Source organism: Candidatus Binataceae bacterium (assembly GCA_035508495.1).
GTDB lineage: Bacteria > Desulfobacterota > Binatia > Binatales > Binataceae > JASHPB01.
Genome location: DATJMX010000030.1, coordinates 43,404 through 69,788, shown reverse-complemented (window position 1 = coordinate 69,788; position 26,385 = coordinate 43,404). Strand labels below are relative to the sequence as shown.

Below are 26,385 nucleotides of genomic sequence, written 5' to 3'. Positions count from 1 at the left end.
CGCGACGCACCATTTTCCTCTTCCTGGAAAGGAGCCCCTCGATGCTCAAGACAATCCGCCACCTCTACCCGTCGCTAACTGCGCTCGCAGCGCTTGGCGCGGCCATCCTCTTTCTCGGTGGATGTCATCATCGTTCGGTTGACGACGATCTTGCAGCCGGCGACTCCGCGATGCAGACCAATCAGCTCGGGGAAGCAGAGAGCGACTACAACGAAGCGATCAAAGCCGCGCCCAACGATCCGCGCACGCATATCGCGCTGGGCAATCTCTACATCTTCGAGCATAAGACCGCGCAGGCGCAGGCCGAGTTCATGAAGGTCCTCGACCTCGATCCCAAGAATGCCGCGACCCACGTCGCGCTCGGCAACCTCTACATGGATCAGAGCCAGTATCCGCTGGCGGAGAATCAGTATCGCGCCGCGGTCGCGCTCGAGCCCGAGCGGCCCGCTTATCACCTCGATCTGTCGCAGGCGCTAATTAAACAAAACAAGCTCGACGCCGCCGAAGATCAGATTCGCACCGCGCTCGGTCTCGATCCGAAGAACGCGCAGGCCCACTACGCGCTCGCGAATCTGCTCAACACGATTCCGAATCGCCAGGCCGAGGCGCAGACCGAATACGAGCAGGCGCGTGCGCTTGATCCGAAGCTGACGGGACCCGCGCCGGAGAATGCGGAATCGACGCCCGAAGCGGCCGCGACTGTAGCACCGGCAGCGGCGCCGTCGGCCGCGCCGAGCGAGGCTGCCGCGATGACCCCAGCCGCAGCACCGTCGCCGCCGATGCCAGCAATGCCGACTGCCGCCGCCGCAGCGCCGGTGAAGATCAAGCCGCTCAACAAGCTGTTCCTGCTGACGAAAAATTCACCCGTCTATCAGAATCCCGATAACGCGAGCGCCGTCGTCGCCCAGGTGCGCGCCAACAAATACGTCCACGTAACCGGCATCGCCGGCAACTACTTGCAAGTGCGCCTGCGAACCGGCACCGTCGGCTTCATCCCAATCGCCGCCGCGGAGTGAAGGCGCGAGATGCGCGACTGCTGAACGGCTAGGCTCTGATGGTGCTGAGGCCGGGGACTCTTGGGAAGCTTCTCAGGTCGAGGGTCATAACTTGAAGGTCGTGGGCGATTGCGGTCGCAGCGATCATCAGATCTCGCTCACCAACGAGCGCGCCCTTGTTCGCGAGATCGGCCCACAAACCAGCGTGAACGCGTGCTACATGGAGATCGAACGGAAGCACCGGCAGACGCGCGAAGACGCTTCCACAAAATCCTGTCGCCTCTCCCGCAGCTTCGCGGTCCTTGCCCGCATGACACCGTGCAGTAACTCGGCAGCGGTAATCGCGGAGATCCCAAACTGGTCGTCGGGGCGCTGCGCGAATAATACCTGCAAGTCGAATACCGCACGTTCTGCGGCGATCAAGATGCTTGAATCGATCAGCGCTGCCATGGCGACTTAGCAATCTTAGGTTGGCGCCTTACGAGTTCTTCCACCAAATCCAGGTAGCGCTTATCGGGTCGAGGTGCTTTTTCGATCAAGTCGATGAGGTCCCGGCCGTAAGCGAGCTTCGGTTGCGGCGGCACTATTTCGCAGAAAGGCTCGCCGCCGCGCTCGACCACAAAAGACTCGTGCCGGTATGCAACTCGATTGAGGAGGTCAGAAAAATTTCGCGCAGCCTCGGTGGCCGATATTCGCTTGGTCATATTATCTGATTATCAGATGAGCGCGTACCTCAGAAGCTCCCCCAAGCGTGCTTAGCGGTGGTGCTTATCGTACAGGTATCGTCAGGTTTCTTCGCAGCCAACAGCGTTCGTTGCGTTGCTTTCCAATAACCGCTGGTCGAGATGCGCGCCACGTAGATTGATCACCTGGCCTTCGTTGGGGCGGCGCTCTTTCAGCCATCGCGCCACGATCGCCATCGCTTCGAGCTCGGGGCGCTCTACTGCTTTCAATTTCATACGCTCGTAGTTGCTGCCGACGAACGACGCCACCTCGGCCGCCGCTTCGGGCCTGTCGAGCGCGCGGCTCAGCGCGAGCCTGCCGCTGAGGACGATATGCGCCACGCGATCGCTGCCCTCGCCCGTCACGATGACGACATTGTTCTCGGTCACGACCTGGCTCAGGCGGGTCGCGCGATGCGCGAGCGTCGTCAGCGCCTCCAAATCGCGGCGGATACGCCCCGCTTCCTCGTAGCGCAGACTCGATGCGGCTTGATCGCGCGCCCTCACGAGAGCGCCGAGTATCGGACCAGTTCTTCCGCGCATGAATGCGAGCGCCTGCCGCACGCGGTCCGCGTAGGCTTCCTCGCCGATACTCAGATTGCAGGGCGCCGTGCAGTGGCCGATCTGGCCGTACATGCACGGCGAGAAATCCTCGTCGAGCGCGAGCTTGCCGGCACAGGTGCGCAGGCCAAGTATCCGCGAGAGCGCATTCACCGACTTTTCGAGATTGGCGCGGCCGACAAACGGTCCAAGATGCATCGCGCCGCGCTTGGCCGAAAGTTTCTGCGCGACCGCGATGCGCGGAAAATCCTCCATCATGTCGAGCTTGATGAAATACGCCGGCGCGGCCGACTTGAGCATCCTGTTGTACGCCGGCTTGAGCTCGCGAATCAGCCGCGCCTCGTCGAGCGCCGCTTCGAGCGACGATCGCGTCACGCGCGTCTCGATTTTATAAACGTGACTGATAAGCTCCGCCGTCTTCGCGCTGACGTTGGAATTGAAATACGAGCCGAGGCGATCCTTGAGCCGACGCGCCTTGCCGACATATAGGATATCGCCGCGCTCGTTGCGCATGATGTACACACCGGGCGCCACGGGCAGTGCCGCGATTTCCTCGGGCGGCACATGACGCTCGATCCTGCGACCCGCCGCCCCGCGCTGATGATCGTCGAGCAGGCGGTCGAGCCGCGCGACGCCCATCTTCATCGCGATATCGAGAAAGATGCTGAGAATCTCGGCCGCCATCCGCGCGTCGCCGAGTCCGCGATGGCGTCCTTCGGTCGAAAGCCCGAAATGCTCGGCCAGCAGGTCGAGCCGCCGGCGCTTGAGCGAAGGCACGAACCTCCGCGACATCCGAAGCGTGCACAGCACCGGATTTCTGAGGCCCAGCCCAAATAGGCGCCTGAACTCGAAATCGAGAAATGAAAAATCGAACGCGGCGTTGTGCGCGACCATCACGCGATCGCGCAGGAAGTCGCGAAATGCCGGCAGCACGGCTTCGATCGGCGGCGCCTCGCGCACCATCTCATTGGTGATCGACGTGAGTCCCATCACGAAGCGCGGAATCACGCCTTGCGGCCGCACCAGCGTCTGGAACGATTCGACCAGCCGCCGCCCAACCATCCGCCATGCACCGATTTCGATAATGCCACCGGGGCCGGGCCGCCCGCCGGTGGTCTCGAGATCGACGACGACGAATTCGGCCTCGTCCAGCGGCACGCGCAGGCGTTCGCTCTTGCTGAGGCGCCAGAGACTCGTCGCCTGATCGAAAATGAAATTGGGATCGCCGTCGAGCAGCCCGCGCACGAGCCGCGCGCCGAGCTCGGGATCGTTGCCCGCACCGCTCAGCAGCAGTCCGACCAGCTCGCGCGCATCGGCACCCGCCGGGCGCGCCTCGAGATAGGCGTAGAGCTTCTGCCTGATCGATTCGCCGAAATGGCGCTGATGCGCGCCTGCCGATGCCGCGTCTCCCTCCACCGTCCCCTCCTCGCTAGAGCTTCGCGACCGCCTCTCGCTCAAAATCCCTGTCCCTGACCAGGGAGAGATCGGCGCCGCACCCCGGCGCCGGGTGAGGGTCGCCTGACTCTGCGCTGATCCCCGCGAGATCAAAACCCAGAATACCCTCACCCTTGCCCTCTCCCTGCTCAGAGAGAGGGGCAGAGAAAGAGCGTCGCTCGTGAGCTCTGGTGGATTTAACTCCCACAGATGTTGGCGGGCAAGCCGGAAGCTCGCTCACGGATGCTCTCGGATGCTAGTCAACAGGCTGTGAAATCGACCGACCAGAGCGCCGCGCTCGCGCGATTCGTCACGGCAGAGCTGAAGCGGCTCGCCGATCCTGAGAAGGCCGTGCAGATGGCCGCCTATATGAAAACGTCGCAGACCTTCTATGGCGTGCCGACGCCGCTGCGCGCACCGATCATCAAGGAAATACGCACCAGATTCGCGCCGACGGATCGCAAGTCATACGAAAGCGGCGTGCTCGCGTTGTGGAAGTTGCCGCACCGCGAAGAACAGTACATCGCGATCGCCTACGCGCGGCAGCATCGCGATTTCATCGCGCTCGAATCGCTCGCGCTGTACGAGCGGATGGTTCGCGAGGGAGCGTGGTGGGACTTCGTCGATGAAATCGCGGCGCATCTCGTCGGCAACGTACTTAGCGCCAATCGCAAAGAAGTGAGGCCGATCATCGAGCAGTGGATCGACGACGACGACATGTGGATTCGACGCACCGCGCTGATAGCGCATCTGAAGCACAAGCACGAGACCGACGCGCGGCAGCTATTCGCTCATTGCCTGCGCCGCGCTCATGAGAAGGAATTCTTCATCCGCAAGGCAATTGGATGGGCCCTGCGCGAATACAGCAAAAGCGATCCTCGCGCCGTCGGCGCCTTCATCAAACGCAACGAAAAGCGCCTCTCGAACCTAAGCATCGCCGAAGCCTCAAAGCATCTTGCCCGCCCGGGCCGCCGCTCCGTTTCCGGTTCCCCTTCCCGTGCCGGAAGGGGCTAGGGGTTTAGGTCGTTTCTGGATTTTTTACTCAAGCCGAATCCAGAAAAAAACTAACTCTCTTTCCCTTCCCGCACGGGAATTTGGTCGAACGCATCATCCGGCAAAAGCTTACTTGCCTACGCCAGCGACGAGCTTCTTCCACTCGTCGAAGTTGAATGCGCGATGGGTTTCGCTGCGCACGTTGCCTGCCGCCTCGATCTTCAAGACGAGCTGCGAGATCGCCTCGTCGCTCGGCGCCTCGACCAGAAACATCGTGTCGTAGGTCGGATGCCCCATGAAGGCGTAGAAATCCTTGACCTTCGCGCCGTGTTTGTCGAAGTCCTGGCGGATCGCTTCGATCCGTTCCGGCCCGCCTTTGAGATGGTCTAGACCCTGATGAGTGATATGGAAAAAGATAACGTAGTTGGCCATCGCAACACTCCTTTAGCTGATGCGGCGACTATCCCACTCGGCGCGCTTTGCGGCTATGTCTCAATCTGCTCGCAATCGCGCTATGGCGAGCCTCGGGCGCGCAAAGTACAATAGTGGGTCTGATAAGGAAGGTATTGGCAGATGGAACGCGTTGAGATTTCCCGCGAGTGCGAGGCCGTACAGATCCCGGCCGGCACCAAGGTCACGCTCGAGAAAGGACTGGAGGCTTACATCACCCAGTCGCTCGGCGGGACGTTCACCATCCAGGTTCCTGCCTACGGCGGCTTGTATCGCATCGCGGGCAAGGACGCCGACGCCGTCGGCAAGAAGCCCGAGGACGCGGGGAGCATAGCCGCGCAGGGCGGCGATCTCGAAGCGATGGTGTGGGAGCAGCTCAAGAGCTGCTACGACCCGGAAATCCCGGTGAATATCGTTGACCTCGGCCTCATCTACGGCATGGAGATCAAGGACCAGGACGACGGCACCAAGCGCATCGAGGTCAAGATGACGCTGACGGCGCAGGGATGCGGCATGGGCGCATCGATCGCATACGATGCCAAGCAGAAACTGATGGGCCTGCCGAGCGTGTCGGAAGCCGATGTCGATCTGGTATGGGATCCGCCTTGGACGCCGCAAATGATCACGCCCGAAGCCCGCGAACGATTGGGTATCGAGTAACAGAAGTCGAAAGACGATTTTCAGAAGCCCTCGGCACCCGCCGGGGGTTTTTTTGTGGCCTGGAAATATTCTCAAGAGATATCTAATCTAGACATCGATGGAAGCCATTTCCCTCAAGTTGCCCCAAGGCACTCTCGAGCGTAGCGAACGAAATGCCCGCGCGCTCGGGCTCGCCCGCGCCGAATACATCCGGCAAGCGATCGAGCGGATGAACCGCGATACCGAGGCAAGGCTTCGAGCCGATCGACTGGTGAGCGCCTCGCGCAAAGTCCGCAAGGAGAACATGCGCGTAAGCGCCGAGTTCGAGGCGGCCGAGCGTAACCCCGATGCCTAATCGCGGCGAAGTGTGGCTCGCGAATCTGAACCCCAAACGCGGCGCCGAGCCGGCCAAGCTTCGCCCCGTCCTGATCGTTCAGGCTCAAGTCCTGCTCGACGAATCCTATCCCTCGACACTAATCATTCCCTTGACCACCAACACCATCCCGGGTGCGGAACCGCTTCGCATCGGGATGTTGCCCGCGGGAAAGCTGCGCGAGCGCTCCGATTTGCTCATCGACCAGATGCGCGCAATCGACAACCGCCGCCTCATCGAAGGGCCGCTGGTAACGTTCGACGCTCCGCTGATGGCTAAAATCGGCGAAGCGATCAAAGAAGTGCTGGACCTGACGGACTGAAAGCGCAGAAGGTCGAAGTGTCGAGCGACCTCTCGTTATGTCAACACGCTCCGGCGGCTTCTTGAAAAACGAGAGCTGATCTTTATAAAGAGCTGAAACACCCACCTCAGCGAATGCTTGCAAGTTTGTGCGAGCTTCTTCCGAATTGTCTATTTCGATATCCACTGGAACGGTACCCTGGTGTCCATCACCACTGCCCCAAGGTGTCCAGCGTTTTTTCATAGATCGCCTCCCGCAAAATCATTTTCAACCGCAGCGGGCCGAAACGGTAAAGTATTGAAACTTCGTTCCAGTTTCCGCACGGCAGCCCCTGTGCTCGTGAGTGAAATGAGGAGGCAGAACACGAGTGGAAGGAGCTTTTCATCGAAGACGCTGGCAGGTGGCTCGTGGCGGCCCGCTCTGGATGACGGAGTTGATAGCAGCCAACCATTCAGCACGACAAACAGTGAGCAATGGTGCTGTTCGAAAAATAGTAGGGTGGACGTCCCACTGAATTCGTTCGGGCCGAATCAGTTGACGTGTTCCCAGGCGTGGTAGGAGCTGCGCACAAGCGGGCCTGATTCGACGTGGCGAAAGCCTAGCTTCAGCGCTTCGACTTTCAGTTCGGCGAACTCCGCCGGCGGCACGTAGCGCACGACCGGCAGATGATCCTTCGATGGGCGCAGATACTGGCCGAGCGTGATTATGTCGCACTCGATTTCAGCCAGATCGCGCAGCACTGAGATCAACTCGTCGCGCTGCTCGCCGAGGCCGAGCATGACTCCCGCCTTCGTCAGCATCGGATTATGCGCCGCGCGCGCGGTTTCCTTGGCATGGCGGAGCACATCGAGCGATCGTTCGTACTTCCCGCCCGGGCGCGTCGTGCGATAGAGGCTCGGGACGGTCTCGATATTGTGATTGTAGATGTCGACCGGCGAGGCGACGACGGTATTGACCGCCGCGAGCAATCCCTGGAAGTCGGGAACCAGAACTTCGACGCGTGTCTTCGGCAGCATCGACTTGATCGCGCGCGCGGTCGCGGCAAAGTGCCCCGCGCCGCCGTCGGGAAGATCGTCGCGATCGACCGACGTGACCACGACATGCTGCAAGCCCAACTCACGCACGGCGTCGGCGATACGGCGCGGCTCGTCGGGATCCAGAGGCCGCACCTTGCCGTGAGCGACCGCGCAGTACGGGCAATTGCGCGTGCATACGTCGCCCATCAGCATAAAAGTCGCCGTGCGATGCGAGAAGCATTCGCCGATATTCGGGCAACACGCCTCCTGGCACACGGTGTGAAGCTTGCGCTCACCGAGGATCTGCTTGGTGCGGAAAAATTCCGGCGACGCCGGTGCGCGCACCTTGATCCAATCGGGATGTTTCCGCTCGGGCATCGTGATCACCGAGCTTGCGGGATATTCGCGGATGTATCAACGAGCCGCCACAGCGCCGCGCTTTCGATCGTCGTGATGACGTCGTGGCCGAACACCGCGCCGAACGCCATCGCGAGCGCGTCGCCGAACTCGCGCATCGTGACTTCCGGATGGCCTTCGCCGGCTACTGATGCCATCTCACATCCATCAATTCCGCACGGAACAATTGCGGCGAATCGATCCAGATCCGTCGAAACATTGATCGCGAGACCGTGATAAGTCACCCAGCGCTTGAGCCCCACGCCAATCGATGCGATCTTGCGCGTCCCGATCCATACGCCGGTGAGGCCCTTGCGCCGCTCGGCGACTATTCCGTAACGGCTGAGCGCGTCGATCATCACCTGCTCGAGATTCCTGAGATACGCACCCACGTCGCGCGCCGCGCCTTCGAGCCTGAGAATCGGATACGCAACGAGCTGGCCGGGCCCATGATACGTGACCTGGCCGCCGCGCGAGACGCGAAACACCGGAAGATGCGCCCCGTTATCGACGATAAACCGTTCGTCAGCGCCGCGCCCGAGCGTGAGCACGTGCGGATGCTCGAGGAGCAGGAGCGTATCGCCGATACGATCCTCGATACGCGCCGCGACCATCGCAGTCTGCAGCGTAAGCGCCGTCTCATACTGAACGACGCCCAGCCGCGCCACATCGAGTGATCTGTGCGGGCTCATAAAAACTACGCTCTACTACCTGTCGTCCCCTCGATCACTGGCTGCCATCTATTCCGTCATTCTAAGCGGAGTCTGCGGAGTCGAAGAATCTCGGAGCGTCCCGAAGGGGCCGGTTCCGGACAGCGGGCGGGACCGCGCCCTTTCATTATGAAAGCGCTGCGCGCGATGTCTGGCACCAGTCCCTTCGGGACCACCAAGATCCCTCGACTTCGCTCGGGATGACAGAGAGTCATTCATCATCAAAAATTGATCGACTCGCCTTCCGCGTTCAGCGCGGCTTCCATTATACCTTCGGACATCGTGGGATGCGGATGGACGGTGCGGCCGAGCTCGGCGGTCGTCGCTTCGAGGGTCTTGCCCAGCACCACTTCGGAGATCATGTCGGTCGCGTTGTGGCCGATGATCTGGCATCCCACGACTTCGCTGTATTGGGTGGTCGCGACGATCTTCACGAAGCCTTCCGCCTCGTTGATCGCGACCGCTTTGCCGATCGCGCGGAACGGCACCTTGCCGACTTTCACCTCGAGGCCGCGCGCCTTGGCGTCGGCCTCGCTCAATCCCACGGTCGCGACCTCTGGGATGCAATAAATACAACCGGGGATCGACAGCAGATCGAAGCCCGGCTCGCGCACTCCCGCCATGATTTCGACGGCCGCGATGCCTTCGGCTGACGCCTTATGAGCGAGCAACGGCGGGCGCACCACGTCGCCGATCGCGCAGATACTCGGCACGGCCGTGCGGAATGACTCATCAATCTTTATGAATCCGCCGCGCTCGACCTCGATGCCGAGTTTCTCGAGGCCCATGTCGCGGCTGAGCGGCGTGCGCCCGACCGCGACGAGGACAGCTTCGGCTTCGAGGGTTTTCGCAGTCCCTGACGCATCGAGCGTAACCGACCACAGGTCGCCGTGCTTCGCCATCGACTTGTAGCCATGCCCGAGCATCACGGCGACGCCGCGTTTCACGAATGCGCGCCGCAGCTCCTCGGCGACCTCGGCGTCCATCCCGGGGAGCATCTGCTTTTCGAGCTCGACCATCGTCACCTTGGCGCCGAACGATTGGTAGAAATATGCGAACTCGCATCCGATTGCGCCGGCGCCAATGACGATGACGCTCGCGGGCAGCTTGTCGAGCACGAGAGCCTCCTTGCTCGTCACAACGCCGTCGCCGACGTTCATGCCGGGGAAAAGCCGCTCGCCCGATCCTGCGGCGATCAAAATTTTGTCCGCATCGAGCGCTGGCGCCGCTGGTGCCGGCAGACCTTCGGCCTGCGCGAGTGCGACGGTATTAGGCCCGGTGATCGAGGCGCTCGCCGGGTAGAAATCGATCTTGTTTTTCTTGAGGAGAAACAGCACGCCCTTGGAGAGCTTCTCGGCGGCGCCGCGCGAGCGCGCGATCACTTTAGTGAAGTCGAACTTGATCTCGCCGACCTCGATTCCGTGCTCCTTCCCTGCGTGACGAATTTTCTCCATCGTCTCGGCCGAGTTGAGCAGCGCCTTCGACGGGATACATCCCCAGTTAAGGCATACGCCGCCGGGCCGATCGCGCTCGATAACCGCGACTTTCATTTTGAGCTGGCTCGCGCGGATCGCAGCGACATATCCGCCGGGTCCCGAGCCGATAACCACGAGGTCGTAACGTGTGTTCGCCAAGATGAAGATCCTCGATCACCATTTTGGGCCTAAGCGCGATGGCGCGCAAAGCCGCACTCGCGATCGATTTCATCGAGGGCAGTTTGAATGCCCGGATGCTCCGCAACGATTCGCGCGCGCAACGTCGCGTGGGGCTCGCGCTCATGCAGGATGATCTCCTCGTGCGGCGGCTTGAAGCCCTCGGGCTCGGCCGAATCGCCGCGCGGATGATACGTGACGGCATCGATGAGCGCGGGACCCTCACCGGCGCGTGCGTGATTTGCCGCCGCGAGCGCGGCGGCGCGGACTTCCAGCACGTCGGCGCCGTCGACGCGCCACGCCGGAATCTTGTAGCCGGCGGCGAAACGGTACAGCTCCTCCTGGCAGCTCGCGCCGTCGAACAGCGTGCCAAGGCCGTAGAAATTGTTCTCGCACACGAACACGATCGGTAGCGCGGCGACGGCGGCTTCATTCATCGCCTCGTGAAATTCGCCGTCAGCCAGAATCGAGTCATCAAAGAGGCAGCAGACTATCGCCTGTTGGTTACGATTCTGTGCCGTGTAGGCCGGCTCGAGCGCGTGGCGCATTCCGCCGGTCGCGATCTGCGGCGCTTCGTTCGCGAGTTTCAGAACTTCGCGATCAATCTTTGCGACTATACAGTCAGTTTCGCGCATCGGAGAAAGCGCGCCGCACAGGACCGCCGCCGCTGCCGCGACGTCTGCGTTTCCGTTGAATCGACTGACCAGTCCGATAGTTCGATAAAGCGCGAGCAGCTCAGTCCGCGAGGTCATCGGCGTCCACGAAGAGTCTGAGTTGGGCGCTCTCGGCAACGGGCGCGAATGAGCGGCGATGAATCGGCGACGGACCGAGCTTTTCAAGCGCGTCGAAGTGATCCGCGGTGCAGTAGCCCTTGTGCCGGGCGAAGCCGTAACCGGGATGGAGCGCGTCGAGCTCGGCCATGATCCGATCGCGTGTGACCTTGGCGATGATCGACGCCGCCGCGATACAGAAACTCTTGCGATCGCCGCCGACGATTCGCGTCTGCTCGTGCGCCAGGCCGGGAATCCTGCGGCCATCGACCAGCACGTGCTGCGGCGCGACGCCGAGCGCTGTGACCGCGCGCCGGCTCGCCGCCATCGTCGCCCAGAAGATGTTGAGCCGATCGATTTCCTCGACCTCGGCGATTCCGACACCGATCGCCAGCGCTCCCGTGCGAATCAGTTCGTGAAGCTCGTCGCGCCGCTCAGCGGTGAGCTGCTTGGAATCGTGCACACCCCGGATAAATTTTTCCGGCGCGAAGATCACCGCCGCCGCGACCACCGGCCCCGCCATCGGACCGACTCCCGCCTCATCGACACCGGCAACGACCTCGATTCCGGTCTTCCACAGTTTGCGCTCGTAGCGCAGGTCAGGTCGCTTCGACATCGTCGTTCAGGCGAGGCGTTTGAGGCGCGCCTTGCGGATCGTTTCCGCCGCCGCCTCGGGATCATAGATGTCGCGGAGCTGGATCGCAAAATCGGCGCTCGCCGCCGAGGCGATCGTCACGTTGCCGAGTCCGAGCAGGCGCTGCAGGATGCGCCGATCCACTTCGACCGAGCGGATATCCGCCAGCTCCATCTCGCGCCGCCGCGAGGCGAGGTAGCCGCGCCGCTCGATCACGCGATCGGAAGTGATACTCCAACTTACGGCGCGCACCGCGATCACGGCGAAGGTGATCACGAGGATTCCGAAGGCGACCAGCGCGAAGCCGGGCCGCCAGGCGTCGTGGTTGTTGTAAACGATGAAGGAACCCCCGCCGATGATGATCGCGCCGAGTACGAACGCGTGCGCGAATTGCCAGGCCGACGGCCGCAGCTTGGCGAGCGCGTACTCGCGAACGTCAGCCGGCTTTGGGACGTAGAGCCGCGTGCCGCATCGCGAGCAAAAAGCCGCGCCGGCTGCCAGTTCGCTCCCGCACTGCGGACATCGCATCGAAACCTGCCCCTCCTCTCGGCTCAGGCGCTAAGCCGATTATCCGAAAGCACGGCGGCAACGGCAATTGATCGGAGAAAGCTGATGCACAGGGCTGGTGATAAGCGGCTCATCGGACGCGGCTGCATGCGAGCGGCAGCAATTAATCCTCTGCCCCTGAAAATCTGGAAAACCATCATATTCTCCCGACTCAGAATCCTCTTGACAGAAACAATCTTTTCCGCCGGTAACTCAAAGTCAGCAACAATCGGTGAATTTGCGACTTTTTGTGTTGTTTGGATATTGAGGCGCTGCTAGCGTCGGCGATTGTCAGCTTGAAATCGTTGGAGGTGCCTATGGCGACGCCTGTTGCAGCGAATCCATATCTGGCGAAGGGTTTTGCGCCGGTTCGGGTTGAGTACGACGACGCGGACCTGGTCGTTGAAGGTCAGGTGCCGGAATCGCTCGATGGCACGTTTTACCGCATCGGGCCGAATCCGCAATTTCCGCCGTGCGGCATCTACAATCCACTCGGCGGCGATGGGATGGTACACGCGTTTCGAATCCGCGGCGGACGAGTGTCGTATCGCAATCGATGGGTGCGGACGCAGCAGTGGAAGCTCGAAAACGAAGCTGGCCGTGCCCTCTTCGCGACGACGGGAAATCCTTCCGATGCCGATCCAAGCGTCGCCGCGATACGCACCGATGGCGTCGCGAATACCAACCTCGTCTGGCACGGCAGAAAGATGCTCGCGCTAGAGGAAGGGCACGCGCCGATCGAAATCGATCCCGACTCGCTCGATACGATCGGTAGATGGTCGTTCAACGATCGATTGCCGCGCAACATGACAGCGCATCCAAAGATCGATCGTGAAACGGGCGAGATGATTTTCTTCGCCAACTTTCCTCGCGGCAGATTCAACGGCGACGTTGAGCTCTACGTCGCAAACGCGTCAGGCGAGATTGTTCGCTCGATGAGTATGCGCGGTCCGATCCCGGCGCTGATTCATGACTTCGCAATCACGCAGGATTTTATCGTGGTGTGGTTCTGTCCCGTGACCGTTTCGATCAAACGGGCGATGGTGGGGCTTCCGGCGATCGCGTGGGAGCCCAACCATGGCACGCAGATCGGCGTGATACCGCGCAATGGCGGCGCGGGAGACTTCCGATGGTTCGCGGCGGGAGCGCGGATGGCGTGGCATTCGATGAATGCCTTCAGCAACGACTCCAGGATCTTCGTCGACGTGTGCGAACAGGACGCCGCGGTTTTTCCCTATCCTGATGGAACGCCGACAGAACCTCGACTCGCGACTCAGCGCCTCGCGCGATGGGTGATCGATTGGGACAAGCCCGGCAAGTTCGCAATCGAGAGACTGTGCGAGGAGCAATGCGAGTATCCGCGTATCGACGAGCGCCGTACGAGCGCCGCCTATCGCTACGGCTACGTCGCATGCATTGGAGGTCCTGGCAGCGACGATCTATTCCATCGCGGCATCGGCCGCTTCGATCATTCGACGCGCGAGATGCGCATCTACAACGCGGGTCCCGCGTTCGCACTTGCGGAACCGGTCTTCGTGCCTGAATCGCACGATGCCGCCGAGGGCGACGGCTACCTGCTGACCAACATCTACGATGAGGCGCGGGACGCGAGCCATCTTGCGATCTTCGATGCGAGCGAAATCGAGCGCGGTCCGATCGCGCGGGCGCACCTCGACCATCGCGTGCCCGTGGGCTTCCACGGCCAGTGGCGAGGTTCCGTCTGAATCAGGGCTACGGAACTAGGCGGTCTTGCGCAAAATCAACAGGCGGTGAACAGGCCCGCACGGGCTGTCGGTCACGACGCTGATCTGCTGGCCTTCGAGCAACCTGCTCTTCTTGAGCTTCGAGGTCCATCCGAGCACGCGCGTGATCGGATTGAGCAGGTTGCCGAAAATCGAAAGCACCGGATTCTCGCTCTGAAAGTGCGTCGTGATCACAATCCGGCCGCCCGGCTTACACACGCGCACCATCTCCGCCATCATCTTGTATGGGTCGGGAACGACGGTGATCACATGAAAGCAGGTCACGCAATCGAAAGTATTATCGGGAATATCGAGATTGAGCGCGTCGCCAGTCCGGAGCTCGACGTGCTTCCATCCGTTGTCATTGGCGCGCTTGACGGCCTGCGCGAGCATGTCGGTCGACGGATCGATGCCGACGACGTGCACGTAGGGCGGATAGCCGTCGAGCGCGATGCCGGTTCCGACGCCCACCTCGAGCACCTGCTGCTCGGGACGCAGGTTCAGCTCTTCGATTATCTCATGCTCGTGATCGGTAAACGCGCGGCCGAAAAACTGGTCGTAGAAGCGCGCCAGGTCAGAATAGATTCGGCTCTCATGCGGTTCTGCCATTCGTTTTGAACTCCCTGAGAATGCACCGCAACGCGAGAGGTCCGAGCGCCAGACGACGGCGAGGATTGCCGCCTACCGCCCCGCACATCCCATCTCAGCAGGCGTCAAGCGGCAGCGTTGATCCCCCTTAACTGTCGTTTAACTGAGGTAATGTCCCGCTTGCGAAAGCGCCATTGGCGGCCCTTCTTGAAGGCGGGAATAATATTCCGGCGGGCAAATTCATTGACCGTGTCGGGACTGAGGTCCAGAAGAAACGCGACCTCACGCGAATTCAACAAGATGTCGTCTTTATCGGCCATGTCTTAGTCCAACAAGACGCCCTTTCTACAGGATTGTTTCGAGCGTCGCCGGTTCTAATACGCCGTTGTCGAACAAGTCAAGGAACTGCCACGGAAATCTGTAGATTGTTGATTGAGCTGCGTGCCTCATGACTCGGATGCTAGCGTTGATATTATTCTGCCATGAACAACGAGTTAACTATTCCTCACGCAATCCTACTATCGCTATTACACGCTAATCCTGTCAAGACGCCGCACCATGATTCGATAGTCGTACCACGCCCTCGTCACCACGATACATGAGAATAGGCCTGTCAGCACGCCGACGCACAGGGTGACCGCAAAACCCTTAACCGGCCCGGTACCAAACTGAAACAGGATGAGACCGGCGACGAAAGTCGAGATATTCGAGTCCCGAATCGCCGACCAGGCGCGCTGATAGCCGAGCTTGACCGCCTCGCGCGGCGACTTGTTGTTGCGCAGTTCCTCGCGCATTCGCTCGTTGACGAGAACGTTTGCATCCACCGACATTCCGAGCGTCAGCACGATACCCGCGATACCCGGCAGCGTGAGTGTCGCGCCCATCGCGGCCATCACGCACAGCAGCAAGATAATGTTGAGCGTGAGGCCAAAGTCGGCAAGCAATCCCGCGCCGCTGTAATACACCGCCATGAAGATCAGCACCGCACCCGCGCCGATCACGAAAGAGATCTCACCCTGGCGGATCGATTCGCGGCCGAGCGTCGGACCGACGGTGCGCTCCTCTTCGATCGATACAGGAGCGCTCAACGCGCCTGAGCGCAGCACGATCGCGAGGTCGTGCGCTTCCTCCATCGAGAAGCGCCCGGAAATCTGCACGTGCCCGCCCGGGATTCGCTCCTTGATGACGGGGTCGGAATAGACGGTGTTGTCCAGGATGATCGCGAGCTTCTTGCCGACGTTCTCGGCCGTGACCGTATCGAAAATGTCCGCGCCGCGCGGGTCGAGCTCGACCGCGACATACGGTCCCTCGAGGCGCCCGCCGGGCCGCACGCGCGCATCGGTCACCGTATCGCCGCTGAGCAACACGGGAGACTCGACCAGGTACTGGGTGTGGCGATCGGAGCTGTAGAGCAGATCGTCTCCGGGAGGCGGTCCGTTTTTGATCGCGTCCTGCAAGTCGTGCGAGTCGTCGATCAGCTTGAACTGCAGCACCGCAGTTCTGCCGATCAGCTCCTTGGCGCGTTCGGGATCCTGGATACCGGGGAGCTGAATCAGGATTTCATTGCTGCCTTCCTGCGCCACGGTCGTCTCGCGAACACCGAGCTGGTCGATACGATTGCGGATCGTCTCGAGCACCTGGTCCATCGCGTTCTTTTGGATCTCGGTAGCTTCGCGCGGCTTGTAAGCCAGCGTGTAGGCCGGGCCGCCGTTATCAGTCGGCGAGGTGTTAACGGTGAGGTCCGTAAAGGCCGACGAGAGCAGGTCGAGGAACGCGGAGCGATCGCTGGGGTTCTTGAGTTTTACGACCAGCGCCCCTGATTTGTCCTGCGTGATATCGACATCGATCGGAGGCTTGTCAGCCTTGAGCTGACTCTTGAGATCGTCGCCACGGCGTCGCAGCTGGGTCACCACGGCAGAGTCGAGATCGGCGCCCAACAGCAGATGCGTCCCTCCCTGCAGATCGAGTCCGAGCTGGATCTTCGCCGCGCCGAGCCACGTCGAATACCAGTCGGGCAAATCAGTGACGAAACTCGGTATCAGGATAAGCGCCGAGGCGACGAGCAGAAGCCCCGCGACGTAGAGCCGCGTCAGCCCGCTGCCACCCGAGAAATGCAGGTAGAGGAAGGCTACCACCAGCGCCAGCAGCATCAACATCGGTGCGAAACTTTGATTTTCCACTATGCTTCTCGAATCGGCCACCACTTAAAGGCGCGCCGCAAATTCGCTCAATTCAAGATGATTTTGACGAGGTCTTCCCGTAGTTGGAGATTCCCGAGATCTGCGAGCGCTCGACGCGGATCCGCACGTTGGGCGCAATCTCCACCGTGACGATCTTGTCGCCGAGCTCGGTGATCTTGCCGACGATACCGCCGGTCGTTACCACTTCGTCGTTGCGCTTGAGCTCGCCCAGCATCTTGCTGTGCTCCTGCGCCTTCTTGGTCTGCGGCCGAATCAACAGGAAATAGAAGACCGCGAAAATCGCCGCCAGCGGCACCACCGTCTGGAGCATCGTCTGCTCCGTGCTACCCGCCGTCGCGCCGCCCGCAGCCTGCGCCCATGCAACGCCTTCAAAAAACATCAGTTCTCGCTCGTCGCGGGATTGCCCTCGGCAAGCCCGCCGCTAAGTTCTTTCGCGTACGCTTTGAAATTGCCAGATGCGATAGCAGTCCGTGAGTCCCGCATCAAGCGCGCGTAGAAGTGCAGATTATGCTCCGTTAAGGCGCGCGCCGCGAGTATCTCGCCTGATACGAACAGATGGCGTAAGTAGGCTCGCGAATGGGTCCGGCAGGTTCTGCATTCACATTTCTCATCGAGCGGCCGCGTGTCGCGCAGATACGCCGCGCGCTTTATCGACACCGGCCCCGCGCTCGTGAACGCCATCCCGTTGCGCGCGTTGCGCGTTGGCAGCACGCAGTCGAACATGTCGAATCCCATGCCGATCGCGTTGAGCAAATCGGACGGCGTGCCGACACCCATCAGGTAGCGCGGTCGATCGCGCGGCAGCATCGAGACGGTGAGCGCCGCCATCGCGAGCATCTTGTCTTTGGGCTCGCCGACTGAGAGCCCGCCCGCGGCATAGCCATCGAATTCGATCGACGCGATCTGCTGCGCGCTGGTACGGCGCAGGTCTTCATAAACGCTGCCCTGCGCGATTCCGAATAGCGCCTGTGTCTGGCTTTTGCGCGCGGCGGCGCAGCGCTCGGCCCATCGCGCCGTCAGCTCGAGCGACTTGCGCGCGCGATCGCGATCGGCCGGATACGGCGTGCATTCGTCGAGCGCCATCATGATGTCCGAGCCGAGCTTCTCCTGGATATCGACCGCACTCTCGGGCGTCAGCGTCATCAGCGAGCCGTCGATATGCGATCGAAAATTGATTCCGCGGTCATCGATCGAATTGATCTTTGCCAGGCTCATCGCCTGGAATCCCCCCGAGTCGGTGAGCACCGCGCCGGGGAATCCCATGAAGCGCGCCACTCCGCCCATCTCGTGCACGAGTTCGGCGCCGGGCCTGAGAGCAAGATGGTACGCGTTGGCCAGCACCATCCTGTAGCCCATCGACCACAGCTCGTCGGGCGCCATCGCCTTCACCGTCGCGCGCGTTCCGACCGGCATGAACACGGGAGTTTCGATTTCGCCGTGCGGCGTGATCATGCGTCCCGTGCGCGCATCGCCGTCAGTCGCGATGATCGTGAGATGGATCGGCGAGTTCATCTAGATGATCAGCATCGCATCGCCGTAGCTGAGGAAGCGATATCGATGGCGCACGGCTTCGCGATACGCGTGGAGGATCAGATCGCGCCCCGCCAGCGCCATTACCATCGCAAGTACCGTCGTGCGCGGCATGTGGAAATTCGTGATCATCGCGTCGATGAGCTTGAAGCGGAAGCCGGGATAAATGAACAGGCCTGTGAAGCCTTCGGCGTCGCCCGTGATCGCCCACGATTCGAGCGAGCGCGTCGTGCTGGTGCCGACTGCGATCACGCGCCCGCCCACGCGATGCGCGTGCGCGATCGCATCCTGCGTCGCAGGCGGAATCGTGAACCACTCTGCTTCCATCGTATGCCGCTCGACCTCGGGCGCGCGCAGCGGAGCGAACGTGCCCGGTCCAATATGCAGAGTCACACGCGCCGTGCGGATTCCCGCGTCGGCGAGCTCCTTGAACAGCTCTTCGGTGAAATGAAGTCCCGCGGTCGGCGCCGCGATCGCGCCTTCCTTCTCAGCATAGACAGTCTGGTAGTCATCGAAGTCGGCGGGCTCGACCGTGCGATGAATATAGTGCGGGAGCGCGAGTGTCCCCGACGCTTTGAGAATCTGCTCGATGGATTGCTCGCCCTCGGCAATCAGAATCGGACGGCCGTGCCGCGCGTACTTCGCGACAACGAGCGTGTGACCGTCGCTGAGCTCCAGGCGCGCGCCTTCCTTGAGCGGGCGATGCGCCCGCATCATCGCGAGCCATCCGCCGGGCGCGTCAGAGACAGGGCGGATCATTAGCAGCTCTACCTTGCCGCCTGATTCCTTCTTGGCAAAGACGCGCGCCGGCAGCACTCGCGTATCGTTGAGGACGATCAAATCGCCCTCGCGCAAAAGGCGCGGCATCTTATAGAAGCGCGAGTTCTCGACACTCTTCGCGCGCCGATCGACGACCATCATGCGCACCGAGTCGCGCTGGTCGAGCGGCTCCTGCGCAATCAGTTCCTCGGGCAATTCGTAATCGAGATCGGCCAGTCGCATTTCAGAAGGAATCGGAAGTCGAGGCTGCGATGCACAATAGCATCGCAACCCGAACCTCGCGATATGGTGGTTTTCACCCGGCCGTCGCTTTCACTTCCTCAGGCAACGCAATCGCGCGATCGGTAGCGCTAACAGACCACACAGACGATAGAGCGAGCGAAGCGCCCGCGAGCGCGAGGCCGATCGCACCCGCGTACATCACCGGTCTTATGCCAACGAACTCGGCGAGCAGACCGGCGCCGATCGAGCCGACGATCATTGAAGCCAGCGCCACGAACGAGATCGTCGCCCTGACTCGTCCCAGCATCCGCGTCGGCACGAGGATCTGCAGGATCGTCTGCCCACTGATCAGCGCTACTGTGCCGCCCGCGTCACCAAAGAGCTGCTGCGCGATGAGCAGCAAGGCCGCGAGCATCGTGGCACCTCGCGCTGCGGGGACGCATATCCATGAAGCGCCCTGCAGCGCGAGACCGATCGCAAAGCCCCGCCCTTCGCCTATTCTCCTGATGATATTCGGCGCCGCGATCGAGCTGATAAGCGAGCTGACGCCGCCAACAGCGAAGATCACACCGAGCGGGCCTGGTCGGAAGCGCAGTTCATCGACGACGAACAGCATGTACAAAGTCGAGAACGTCGCGAAGCCGAGTCCGGCGATTCCGTTGATCGCGGTCAACGCGTACAGCCTCCGGTCAGCGACCATGACTCCGATGCCCTCGCGCGCTTCGTGAAAAAAACTGCGTTGACGACGGCCCGGCGCAATCTCGAGTTCGGGCTTTTCGATCGATCGAATCGCGACCGCCGACGCGATGAACGAGAGCGCATCGACGAGGATCGCGTAGGGTGCAGTGAGAATCTGCACCAGCCATCCGGCTATTGCGAAGCCGCCCACTTCGGCCGCGGCGTAGCTCGCGGACAACTTACTGTTGGCCTCGACCACGTCGGACGCATCGACGAGCGACGGCAGATATGCGCCGTAGGCGACATCGAACAGCAGATCGAGCAGCCCGACGATGAGAATCACTGGATAGAGGTACTTCATCTCGAGATGACCGAGCATCGCGGCGAGCGGAATCGTCGCCAGCAGCGCGAAGCGGCCAAGATCGGCGCCAATCATCAGCGGCCGCCGGCGGACGCGATCGACCCACACTCCGGCGACGAGACTGAAGATAAGTTTAGGGACCAGGCGCGCCGCCGCGAGCATTCCCATCTGGAGTGGAGTCGCACCGAGCGCGATAACAGCGGCGAAGCTCACGGCAACGTCGCCCATCCTTGTGCCGAACACGGAAATCGTTTCGCCGGTCCACAGCCGGCGGAAATCGCGATGCCGCCGGAGCAGGCTCACCCGCACCTCGGCGCGCTCGCGAGAATCTTCACGCATATCCATCGCAAATCCTCAAAGCAGAAAAAGAAAAAGCCCCGGGCATCGAAGCCCGGGGCTTTTTACAAGTCAGGTTTCGAATTTTCCCTAAACGATTTGGATATCTGCGAAGGTTGCCTTCATAGGAGCACGCGAAACGTGACGCGCCGAAAGTATCGTCGCGCCCTCCAACAGTCAAGCCGCACAACGCTCGATGCATTCGCTCTGCCTGGTTTGAATAATTTCGCCCGCAAAACGGGAGAGGTTATTCAAGGCGAGGTTATTCAAAGAGATCGGCAATCATCATGTGGGACGATTCAGGAATTGCTTTACCCGCTCTACCAAGGGCTTCAGGTCGGTATTATCGACCAGCGCCGAAGCCATCCTGACCGGATCGCCGAAGAAGAAGCGCTCGTATAACACCTGCCTGCCCGCGAATGCGCTGCATGCGACGTCCCAGGCGAGGCGATAGAGCGCGACGCGCTCGCGCGCGGCCGCATCTACAGATGCAAAGTATTTCTCGATATCGGGCAACTCGGCAGGATTAGCGAAATCGCTCGCCGCAGGCGTCGCCATCAGCGAGCTCGAGCTGTTGAGCTGGATGATCTCGACCATCCGCGGATAGAGCTTCGGGAACAGGTTGCGCGCCGTGTCGAGCGGCGGCCGCGCCGGCACGCATACGCCCCATTTATCGACGGACGCATCGGCTTCCGACGCGCGCAGGCACGCGCGCATCGTCTCGGTCGTCGTGATCATCTCCGCCAGGCGCTCGCGCACATGCTGCAGTGGCATCGCATCGGCGACCTCGGCGATTCGCGTTGCGAGACCGAGCAGAAACTCGCTCTTGGCGACGTTCTTTACCGCGACCTGGTGCATCATGTGGACGACAGCATTGGTCGCGCCGTAGAGCGCGTTGCATCGCGCGACATCGCCGCACAGGAATACGCGCTCCCAAGGCACCGTCACATTTTCGAAGATGACAACGGCGTCCATCTCCTCGAAGCGCGAGGCGAGCGGATGATCGAAATGCGAGCGTCCGAGGTCAAACGTCTCGCGGCACAGGAACTTGAGGCCCTTGGCGTTGCAGTTGATCGCAAACGAGAGCGCGAACGGCTCCGCAGCAGACTCCGCCCTAAGCACCGTCGATGGAAACACGAGCAGTTCTTCCGAGAGCGGCGCGAGCGTCGCGAGCATCCGCGCTCCGTTGACGATGATTCCCTCGTTCGTCTTGTCGACGAGCTTGAGTGCGAGGTCGGCGTCGGTATGCCCCGCCCATCCCTGCGCACGGCTCGCGCGCGGATTGACGAGAGTATGCGTCGCGCACCAGTCATGCTCGCGCGCGCTCAAATAGTAGTTCCAGATATTGTCGCCGAAGCGTGGATCGCTCTCGGCGAAGAACTCGCGCGCGGCCGCCATCGCCGCGATACTCGCGTTGAGATAGTCGGGGGTGCGGCCCATCATGCCGCCGCTGTAATCGGCCCACGCCTTCATCATCCGCGAGCGCTTGCGCACGTCGTCGACGCTCTTCGGAATCATGAACGAGATTCCGGCGCGGCCGCCGTCTTCGGTGCGGAACGTCATCGCCTCGGGCCGCTCGGCCTGCATGTCGTAGAGCGAGGCGAGCGAGCGGGCCGCGTGCATGAGGCCCGGATGCGTAGTCGGATCTTTGACGCGCTCGCCGCCGAGCCAGATCTCGCCGCCCAGCTTCTTTATCGATGACAGGTAGTTGTTGCCCGAGCGCGCGCCCATCTCAGAGGATCTCCTTGAGCAGCGGCAGCCGTTTCTTGATTCGCTCGGCGGCGTCTGCCGGCGCCATGTACGGCGGTCGCGCCGGTCCCATCTCGATTCCGGTCGCGACGGAGGCTGTCACCTTGGTTGTGCCGAGATGACCGAGAGTTTCCTCGCCGCCGCGCGGGAAGCATCGATTAAGGCGGCGCTGGATTTCCTCGGCGCGCTTGTAATCGCCGGCCTTGAACGCGCGGAGCAGCGCGGCCGAAGCGGGCACGGCGAAAATATTAATCAAGCCGCCCGCCGCGCCGAGCATGAGACCTGCGAGCAGCACGCGGAAGGTGTTGTAGATATCCGCGCGGCCATCGACCTCGTCGTAGAGCGCCTCGAGATGCTGCAAGTCGGTCAGCACTTCCTTGAACGCGACGACGCCCGGCAGCGTCGCGAGGCGGCCGGCGAAGCGCGGCGAGATGTTGAACTTGCTGAGCGCGGGATTGTGGTAGATGACAACCGGCAGGTCGCCCGCCTCACCGACCATGCGAAAATGATGCTCGACTTCGGTCTCGCCGCATCGCCAGTAGTACGGCGCGATCACCTGCTGCGCATCGTAGCCGAGGCGCGCGGCGATCTTCGCGTAGTGCAGAGTTTCGAGCGTGGTCGCGCCGGAGGTCATCGCGAGTGCGGAGACACCGCTGCGCTTGCGCGCCTCTTCGATCACGATCTCGAAGACCCGAGTGCGCTCGGCCTCGTTCAAGTGCAGGAACTCGCCGATACTCGGCGCGGCGACGACACCCTCGGCGCCATTGTCGAGCGCCCACCTGACCTCGGCCCGCAATGCATCTTCATTAAGCCGGTAGTCGTCATGAAACGGGGTCACCAGCATCGCAATAATTCCATGCACGAGTTTCATCAGTGCGTTCCTCCGAAGCTGCTAGATGTCCGTCGACTTGGCGAGCTTCTCTGCGACAAGCGCGTTTAAGCTCACTCCGGCTCGCTCGGCCTCGATTGCAAGCGCGCGATGGACCCGCTTGTCGATCCGCACCTGAAACACGCCACGATATTCCCGCCGCGCAGGTGCGACTGGAATTTCGAGGCCATTCGCGGCGTACGATTCCTTGGCGAGTTCCCACGCCGCAGCGAGTTCCTTGAGCGCGGCCTGCGGCGATGAGCCGAAGGCGGAGATAGAAGGAAGCTCGGTGAGATGTGCGAGCCAGTCGTTGTCCTCGTCTATAAAGAGTTCGACGCCGTATCCGTCGAACAGGTCTTGCTTAGCCACTCGAGGTTTCTTTTTCATAAATCTGCAGAAACTGCCGGACCTGATAGCTCTTTGCCTTGTTGCGCCTGGGTTGCACTGAAAGCATCAACCTCTCAGGGGAATACCAGATGCGATGACTGCCGCGCTGGCGATCAAATCTCCATCCGGCCTGATTCATCAAACTTTCGAAGTCGCTGAAGGAAAGTCCACCAGGATTGTTTCGGGCCTCGGCCAGCAGCTTGCTTAGCTTGTTCAATTTGTAACTATATATAGTTACGTTCTTCTGTCAAATCCTCGATACCCAGGTTAGGGCGCGAAGTAGAAAATCGACTGCCCCGTGCCTATCGCGGCTTCGTAGCGGCCGAATTGCTCCCCGCGCCAGTTCCATTTTTCTGCGCCGAGCGCGCCGGCCATTACGAGATAATGCGAGAAGCGGCCTTCGGGCGAGCAGTGGGCGCGGAAATCGTCGGCGCACTTCAGCACTTCGTCGTGCCGCCCCGCTTTGAACCATTCCATGATGCGCTCGTCGTAGAGGCGATTGGCCGTCGAGCTGATGTCCTCGGGCGAGGCCGACGCGTGATCGAGGACTCGATCGTAGTCCCAGAAGCGATGCGACATGCCGCCCGACGCGACGATCACCGCGCGCCGATCTGATTTGCGAATCGCGTCGCCGACTGCTGCGCCGAGCGCGAGGTCGTTTTTGACTGACGCTGTCTGGCACACGCTCATCGAGACGACGCGGCGGCGCGCGCCGGGATTGAAATAGTACATCACGTTGAGGGTCGGATAATGGAGCGGCAGATTGCGATGCGCCGAGGCGAGCGCGCGCATCCCATGCTCCTTAGCTGATTGCTCGATCGCGCGCGCCAGCTCGGGGTCGCCGCGATAGTCGTATTCGAGATCGTGCAGCATCGCCGGCAACTCCTCGGAGGTGTACACGCCGGCGAGGCGCTCGTGCGCGTTGATCACGTATTCGAGCGTGGTAAACCAGTGCGAATCGATCAGCACGAAGGTGTCGAAGTGGAGGGAGCTCAGCCGCTCGCGCTCAACCTGCGGCATCGCATCATAAAAGGTCGTGACGTTGCGGCCCATGTAAGCCCGGCGCGCCGCGGGGTCGATTATCATCAGGCGCGGCACGTGGGTCGTGAAAATCGCGGCCCTGATCTCACCCATCGCGCTCCTCCTCGCCATAGGCCAGGCACACGAGCTTCGGCTCGGTCCAGAATTCGAGGCTGAAACGGCCGCCCTGGCGGCCGAGGCCGCTCTGCTTGGCGCCGCCGAAGGGCGTGCGCAGGTCACGCAGGAAAAAGCTGTTGACCCAGACCATCCCGGTTTTGATCCGCGACGCTACGCGCAACGCGCGATCGACTTTGGAGGTCCACAGGTACGTCGCCAGGCCGTAGCGCGAGGCGTTGGCCTTTGCGATTGCGCCGTCCTCGTCGTCAAAGCGCTCGATCGTCAGGACGGGCCCGAATATCTCTTCGTTGACGGCGTGCGACTTCTCGTCAACTTCGTCGAGAAGCGTCGGCTCGTAGTAAAACCCGGGGCGCGGCAATTCGGGAACCTTGCCTCCCGCGAGCAGCTTCGCGCCCGATGCGATCGCTTCGGCGACGAAGGCGTGGACACGCTCGCGATGGGCGCCCGAGATCAGAGGGCCATATTCGGTGCCATCGACGAGCGGGTCACCGATTTTGAGCTTGGGAATTTCCGCGATGAGCCTTGAAATAAAATCGTCGGCAATGCGCCGCTCGACGAGCAGGCGCGATCCCGCAACGCACGATTGTCCCTGGCTGCGATAGATCGAACGCGCGACGCCTGCGGCGGAGAGCTTCAGGTCGGCGTCGGCAAAGACGAGGTTCGGCGACTTGCCGCCGAGCTCGAGCGTAACGCGCTTGAGCGACTCGGCCGCCGCAGCCATCACGCGCTTGCCGGTGGCGACACCGCCCGTGAACGCGATCGCATGCACTCCAGCATGCGCCACGAGTGCCGCGCCCGCATCGCCAAGGCCGGGCACGATATTGAGCACGCCGGGCGGCAGACCCGCTTCATTGGCGATCGCGCCGAGGGCGATCGACGTGAGCGGCGCAAGCTCCGATGGCTTCAACACGCAGGTGTTGCCCGCGGCGAGGCAGGGGCCGAGGTTCCAGGTGCCGAGCATGATCGGCGAATTCCACGGGATGACGATCGCGCCGACTCCGAGTGGCGGACGCTCAGTGAAGTTGACGAGATGCAGATCGCGGCTGAGGAACTTCGCCTCGCTCGCGGCGGCTTCCTGGGTCCAGGTTTCGGCGGCGGCGGCGAAGAAGCGGATATTGCGCGCGGCGCGCGCGACGTCGTGATTGACGCATTCGGCGACGGGCTTGCCGACGTCGCGCGCCTCGAGCATCCCGAGCTCGCGCGCGTGGCGCTCGATCGTATCGGCAAAGCGGCCGAGGATTTTGCCGCGCGTCTCGGCGCTCATGCGCGGCCATGGACCACGATCGGCGGCTTCGCGCGCGGCGGCGACGGCGCGGTCGATGTCGGCATCGGAGGAGCTCGCGATTTGGGCGAGCTCGCGTTCGGTTGCGGGTTCGATATCAAGGAAGCGCGCGCCGCCCGCCGCATCGACATACGCGCCGTTGATGAATAGCCGGGTCTCCATCGATCGTGACCTTACCAGAATGTGGGATGGGCGGCAGGATGTTGCGGCGGGGTTCACAGGCAACAAACGAAAGCGCTGCGCGCGATGTTTGGCACCGGCCCCTTTGGGGGCCTCCAAGATCCCTCGACTTCGCTGGGGATGACGGAATT

Annotated in this window: 29 protein-coding genes; 6 read left to right on the top strand and 23 right to left on the bottom strand. The window is 61.8% G+C overall.

Features of this window, described 5'->3' with window-relative positions:
• Nucleotides 1–41 precede the first annotated feature (41 nt).
• On the top strand, nucleotides 42–1,016 hold the full coding sequence (locus VMA09_10335) for a tetratricopeptide repeat protein (protein HUA33992.1): 975 nt from the start codon (nucleotides 42–44) through the stop codon (nucleotides 1,014–1,016).
• Between the two features lie 195 nt (nucleotides 1,017–1,211).
• Here VMA09_10335 and VMA09_10330 read toward each other — a convergent pair whose 3' ends face one another.
• The 3 genes from VMA09_10330 to VMA09_10320 form a co-directional block, all read right to left on the bottom strand.
• The gene (locus VMA09_10330) at nucleotides 1,212–1,445 is read right to left on the bottom strand and encodes a hypothetical protein (protein HUA33991.1); all 234 of its coding nucleotides are present in this window, start codon (nucleotides 1,443–1,445) and stop codon (nucleotides 1,212–1,214) included.
• Nucleotides 1,433–1,699: a hypothetical protein gene (locus tag VMA09_10325; GenBank protein HUA33990.1), complete on the bottom strand. Its 267-nt coding sequence runs from the start codon at nucleotides 1,697–1,699 to the stop codon at nucleotides 1,433–1,435. Before VMA09_10325 ends, VMA09_10330 begins: the two co-directional genes overlap by 13 nt.
• An 81-nt stretch (nucleotides 1,700–1,780) precedes the next feature.
• Nucleotides 1,781–3,694, bottom strand: a complete 1,914-nt coding sequence (locus tag VMA09_10320; protein HUA33989.1) for an exonuclease domain-containing protein — start codon at nucleotides 3,692–3,694, stop codon at nucleotides 1,781–1,783.
• Between the two features lie 288 nt (nucleotides 3,695–3,982).
• On the opposite strand from VMA09_10320, the gene VMA09_10315 reads away from it, so the two are divergent.
• Nucleotides 3,983–4,726 (top strand): DNA alkylation repair protein, encoded by a 744-nt coding sequence (locus VMA09_10315; GenBank protein ID HUA33988.1) that lies wholly within the window; start codon nucleotides 3,983–3,985, stop codon nucleotides 4,724–4,726.
• Nucleotides 4,727–4,834: 108 nt separating this feature from the next.
• On the opposite strand, the gene VMA09_10310 is transcribed toward VMA09_10315, so the two are convergent.
• Entirely contained in the window at nucleotides 4,835–5,137 is a 303-nt protein-coding gene (locus VMA09_10310) for a GYD domain-containing protein (protein HUA33987.1), read from the bottom strand.
• Nucleotides 5,138–5,278: 141 nt separating this feature from the next.
• Here VMA09_10310 and sufT point away from each other — a divergent pair, with 141 nt between their 5' ends.
• The 3 genes from sufT to VMA09_10295 all read left to right on the top strand — a co-directional run bounded on the left by sufT (nucleotide 5,279) and on the right by VMA09_10295 (nucleotide 6,489).
• The gene (sufT, locus tag VMA09_10305; protein HUA33986.1) at nucleotides 5,279–5,815 is read left to right on the top strand and encodes a putative Fe-S cluster assembly protein SufT; all 537 of its coding nucleotides are present in this window, start codon (nucleotides 5,279–5,281) and stop codon (nucleotides 5,813–5,815) included.
• Nucleotides 5,816–5,912: 97 nt separating this feature from the next.
• Nucleotides 5,913–6,149, top strand: a complete 237-nt coding sequence (locus tag VMA09_10300) for a hypothetical protein (protein HUA33985.1) — start codon at nucleotides 5,913–5,915, stop codon at nucleotides 6,147–6,149.
• Nucleotides 6,142–6,489, top strand: coding sequence for a type II toxin-antitoxin system PemK/MazF family toxin (locus tag VMA09_10295; protein HUA33984.1), 348 nt, complete (start codon nucleotides 6,142–6,144; stop codon nucleotides 6,487–6,489). Before VMA09_10300 ends, VMA09_10295 begins: the two co-directional genes overlap by 8 nt.
• Before the next feature lie 509 nt (nucleotides 6,490–6,998).
• On the opposite strand, the gene lipA is transcribed toward VMA09_10295, so the two are convergent.
• The 6 genes from lipA to VMA09_10265 form a co-directional block, all read right to left on the bottom strand.
• Nucleotides 6,999–7,862, bottom strand: coding sequence for a lipoyl synthase (lipA, locus tag VMA09_10290; GenBank protein HUA33983.1), 864 nt, complete (start codon nucleotides 7,860–7,862; stop codon nucleotides 6,999–7,001).
• A gap of 5 nt (nucleotides 7,863–7,867) precedes the next feature.
• Entirely contained in the window at nucleotides 7,868–8,572 is a 705-nt protein-coding gene (gene lipB / locus VMA09_10285) for a lipoyl(octanoyl) transferase LipB (GenBank protein ID HUA33982.1), read from the bottom strand.
• Between the two features lie 239 nt (nucleotides 8,573–8,811).
• A complete protein-coding gene (gene lpdA, locus VMA09_10280) occupies nucleotides 8,812–10,224 on the bottom strand; it encodes a dihydrolipoyl dehydrogenase (protein HUA33981.1) in 1,413 nt (470 codons plus the stop codon).
• Nucleotides 10,225–10,253: 29 nt separating this feature from the next.
• Nucleotides 10,254–10,994 (bottom strand): thiamine pyrophosphate-dependent enzyme, encoded by a 741-nt coding sequence (locus VMA09_10275; GenBank protein ID HUA33980.1) that lies wholly within the window; start codon nucleotides 10,992–10,994, stop codon nucleotides 10,254–10,256.
• Nucleotides 10,978–11,628: a ribonuclease HII gene (locus tag VMA09_10270; protein HUA33979.1), complete on the bottom strand. Its 651-nt coding sequence runs from the start codon at nucleotides 11,626–11,628 to the stop codon at nucleotides 10,978–10,980. The genes VMA09_10275 and VMA09_10270 overlap by 17 nt, the downstream gene beginning before the upstream one ends.
• 6 nt (nucleotides 11,629–11,634) lie before the next feature.
• Nucleotides 11,635–12,174: a PH domain-containing protein gene (locus VMA09_10265; GenBank protein ID HUA33978.1), complete on the bottom strand. Its 540-nt coding sequence runs from the start codon at nucleotides 12,172–12,174 to the stop codon at nucleotides 11,635–11,637.
• A gap of 335 nt (nucleotides 12,175–12,509) precedes the next feature.
• Between VMA09_10265 and VMA09_10260 the strand changes: the two genes are divergently transcribed.
• Nucleotides 12,510–13,916 carry a carotenoid oxygenase family protein gene (locus VMA09_10260; GenBank protein HUA33977.1) on the top strand — a complete coding sequence of 469 codons (1,407 nt, stop codon included), beginning with the start codon at nucleotides 12,510–12,512 and terminating at the stop codon, nucleotides 13,914–13,916.
• Nucleotides 13,917–13,931: 15 nt separating this feature from the next.
• On the opposite strand, the gene VMA09_10255 is transcribed toward VMA09_10260, so the two are convergent.
• The 13 genes from VMA09_10255 to VMA09_10195 all read right to left on the bottom strand — a co-directional run bounded on the left by VMA09_10255 (nucleotide 13,932) and on the right by VMA09_10195 (nucleotide 26,236).
• Nucleotides 13,932–14,543: a methyltransferase domain-containing protein gene (locus VMA09_10255; GenBank protein HUA33976.1), complete on the bottom strand. Its 612-nt coding sequence runs from the start codon at nucleotides 14,541–14,543 to the stop codon at nucleotides 13,932–13,934.
• 104 nt (nucleotides 14,544–14,647) lie between these two features.
• On the bottom strand, nucleotides 14,648–14,842 hold the full coding sequence (locus VMA09_10250) for a helix-turn-helix domain-containing protein (GenBank protein HUA33975.1): 195 nt from the start codon (nucleotides 14,840–14,842) through the stop codon (nucleotides 14,648–14,650).
• A 207-nt stretch (nucleotides 14,843–15,049) separates the two neighbouring features.
• Nucleotides 15,050–16,702 carry a protein translocase subunit SecD gene (secD, locus tag VMA09_10245; GenBank protein HUA33974.1) on the bottom strand — a complete coding sequence of 551 codons (1,653 nt, stop codon included), beginning with the start codon at nucleotides 16,700–16,702 and terminating at the stop codon, nucleotides 15,050–15,052.
• A gap of 52 nt (nucleotides 16,703–16,754) precedes the next feature.
• The gene (gene yajC / locus VMA09_10240) at nucleotides 16,755–17,102 is read right to left on the bottom strand and encodes a preprotein translocase subunit YajC (GenBank protein HUA33973.1); all 348 of its coding nucleotides are present in this window, start codon (nucleotides 17,100–17,102) and stop codon (nucleotides 16,755–16,757) included.
• A complete protein-coding gene (tgt, locus tag VMA09_10235; GenBank protein ID HUA33972.1) occupies nucleotides 17,102–18,235 on the bottom strand; it encodes a tRNA guanosine(34) transglycosylase Tgt in 1,134 nt (377 codons plus the stop codon). Before tgt ends, yajC begins: the two co-directional genes overlap by 1 nt.
• Complete coding sequence (queA, locus tag VMA09_10230) at nucleotides 18,236–19,255, bottom strand: tRNA preQ1(34) S-adenosylmethionine ribosyltransferase-isomerase QueA (protein ID HUA33971.1); 1,020 nt, start codon at nucleotides 19,253–19,255, stop codon at nucleotides 18,236–18,238.
• A gap of 73 nt (nucleotides 19,256–19,328) precedes the next feature.
• Nucleotides 19,329–20,639, bottom strand: a complete 1,311-nt coding sequence (locus tag VMA09_10225; GenBank protein HUA33970.1) for an MFS transporter — start codon at nucleotides 20,637–20,639, stop codon at nucleotides 19,329–19,331.
• Nucleotides 20,640–20,915: 276 nt separating this feature from the next.
• Entirely contained in the window at nucleotides 20,916–22,361 is a 1,446-nt protein-coding gene (gene hpaB, locus VMA09_10220; GenBank protein HUA33969.1) for a 4-hydroxyphenylacetate 3-monooxygenase, oxygenase component, read from the bottom strand.
• Nucleotide 22,362: 1 nt separating this feature from the next.
• Nucleotides 22,363–23,250: a dihydrodipicolinate synthase family protein gene (locus VMA09_10215; protein HUA33968.1), complete on the bottom strand. Its 888-nt coding sequence runs from the start codon at nucleotides 23,248–23,250 to the stop codon at nucleotides 22,363–22,365.
• A 21-nt stretch (nucleotides 23,251–23,271) separates the two neighbouring features.
• Entirely contained in the window at nucleotides 23,272–23,616 is a 345-nt protein-coding gene (locus VMA09_10210) for a toxin-antitoxin system HicB family antitoxin (protein HUA33967.1), read from the bottom strand.
• Nucleotides 23,609–23,851 carry a type II toxin-antitoxin system HicA family toxin gene (locus tag VMA09_10205; GenBank protein HUA33966.1) on the bottom strand — a complete coding sequence of 81 codons (243 nt, stop codon included), beginning with the start codon at nucleotides 23,849–23,851 and terminating at the stop codon, nucleotides 23,609–23,611. The genes VMA09_10210 and VMA09_10205 overlap by 8 nt, the downstream gene beginning before the upstream one ends.
• Before the next feature lie 50 nt (nucleotides 23,852–23,901).
• Nucleotides 23,902–24,768, bottom strand: coding sequence for a hypothetical protein (locus tag VMA09_10200; GenBank protein ID HUA33965.1), 867 nt, complete (start codon nucleotides 24,766–24,768; stop codon nucleotides 23,902–23,904).
• A complete protein-coding gene (locus VMA09_10195) occupies nucleotides 24,761–26,236 on the bottom strand; it encodes an aldehyde dehydrogenase family protein (protein ID HUA33964.1) in 1,476 nt (491 codons plus the stop codon). Before VMA09_10195 ends, VMA09_10200 begins: the two co-directional genes overlap by 8 nt.
• Between the last annotated feature and the right edge of the window lie 149 nt (nucleotides 26,237–26,385).

Coding starts and splice junctions, on each gene's coding strand:
- VMA09_10335 (HUA33992.1), top strand. CDS start 42: ATGCTCAAGACAATCCGCCACCTCTACCCGTCGCTAACTGCGCTCGCA.
- VMA09_10330 (HUA33991.1), bottom strand. CDS start 1,445: ATGGCAGCGCTGATCGATTCAAGCATCTTGATCGCCGCAGAACGTGCG.
- VMA09_10325 (HUA33990.1), bottom strand. CDS start 1,699: ATGACCAAGCGAATATCGGCCACCGAGGCTGCGCGAAATTTTTCTGAC.
- VMA09_10310 (HUA33987.1), bottom strand. CDS start 5,137: ATGGCCAACTACGTTATCTTTTTCCATATCACTCATCAGGGTCTAGAC.
- sufT (HUA33986.1), top strand. CDS start 5,279: ATGGAACGCGTTGAGATTTCCCGCGAGTGCGAGGCCGTACAGATCCCG.
- VMA09_10300 (HUA33985.1), top strand. CDS start 5,913: ATGGAAGCCATTTCCCTCAAGTTGCCCCAAGGCACTCTCGAGCGTAGC.
- VMA09_10295 (HUA33984.1), top strand. CDS start 6,142: ATGCCTAATCGCGGCGAAGTGTGGCTCGCGAATCTGAACCCCAAACGC.
- lipA (HUA33983.1), bottom strand. CDS start 7,862: ATGCCCGAGCGGAAACATCCCGATTGGATCAAGGTGCGCGCACCGGCG.
- lipB (HUA33982.1), bottom strand. CDS start 8,572: ATGAGCCCGCACAGATCACTCGATGTGGCGCGGCTGGGCGTCGTTCAG.
- VMA09_10275 (HUA33980.1), bottom strand. CDS start 10,994: ATGACCTCGCGGACTGAGCTGCTCGCGCTTTATCGAACTATCGGACTG.
- VMA09_10270 (HUA33979.1), bottom strand. CDS start 11,628: ATGTCGAAGCGACCTGACCTGCGCTACGAGCGCAAACTGTGGAAGACC.
- VMA09_10265 (HUA33978.1), bottom strand. CDS start 12,174: ATGCGATGTCCGCAGTGCGGGAGCGAACTGGCAGCCGGCGCGGCTTTT.
- VMA09_10260 (HUA33977.1), top strand. CDS start 12,510: ATGGCGACGCCTGTTGCAGCGAATCCATATCTGGCGAAGGGTTTTGCG.
- VMA09_10255 (HUA33976.1), bottom strand. CDS start 14,543: ATGGCAGAACCGCATGAGAGCCGAATCTATTCTGACCTGGCGCGCTTC.
- VMA09_10250 (HUA33975.1), bottom strand. CDS start 14,842: ATGGCCGATAAAGACGACATCTTGTTGAATTCGCGTGAGGTCGCGTTT.
- yajC (HUA33973.1), bottom strand. CDS start 17,102: ATGTTTTTTGAAGGCGTTGCATGGGCGCAGGCTGCGGGCGGCGCGACG.
- tgt (HUA33972.1), bottom strand. CDS start 18,235: ATGAACTCGCCGATCCATCTCACGATCATCGCGACTGACGGCGATGCG.
- queA (HUA33971.1), bottom strand. CDS start 19,255: ATGCGACTGGCCGATCTCGATTACGAATTGCCCGAGGAACTGATTGCG.
- VMA09_10225 (HUA33970.1), bottom strand. CDS start 20,639: ATGGATATGCGTGAAGATTCTCGCGAGCGCGCCGAGGTGCGGGTGAGC.
- hpaB (HUA33969.1), bottom strand. CDS start 22,361: ATGGGCGCGCGCTCGGGCAACAACTACCTGTCATCGATAAAGAAGCTG.
- VMA09_10215 (HUA33968.1), bottom strand. CDS start 23,250: ATGAAACTCGTGCATGGAATTATTGCGATGCTGGTGACCCCGTTTCAT.
- VMA09_10200 (HUA33965.1), bottom strand. CDS start 24,768: ATGGGTGAGATCAGGGCCGCGATTTTCACGACCCACGTGCCGCGCCTG.
- VMA09_10195 (HUA33964.1), bottom strand. CDS start 26,236: ATGGAGACCCGGCTATTCATCAACGGCGCGTATGTCGATGCGGCGGGC.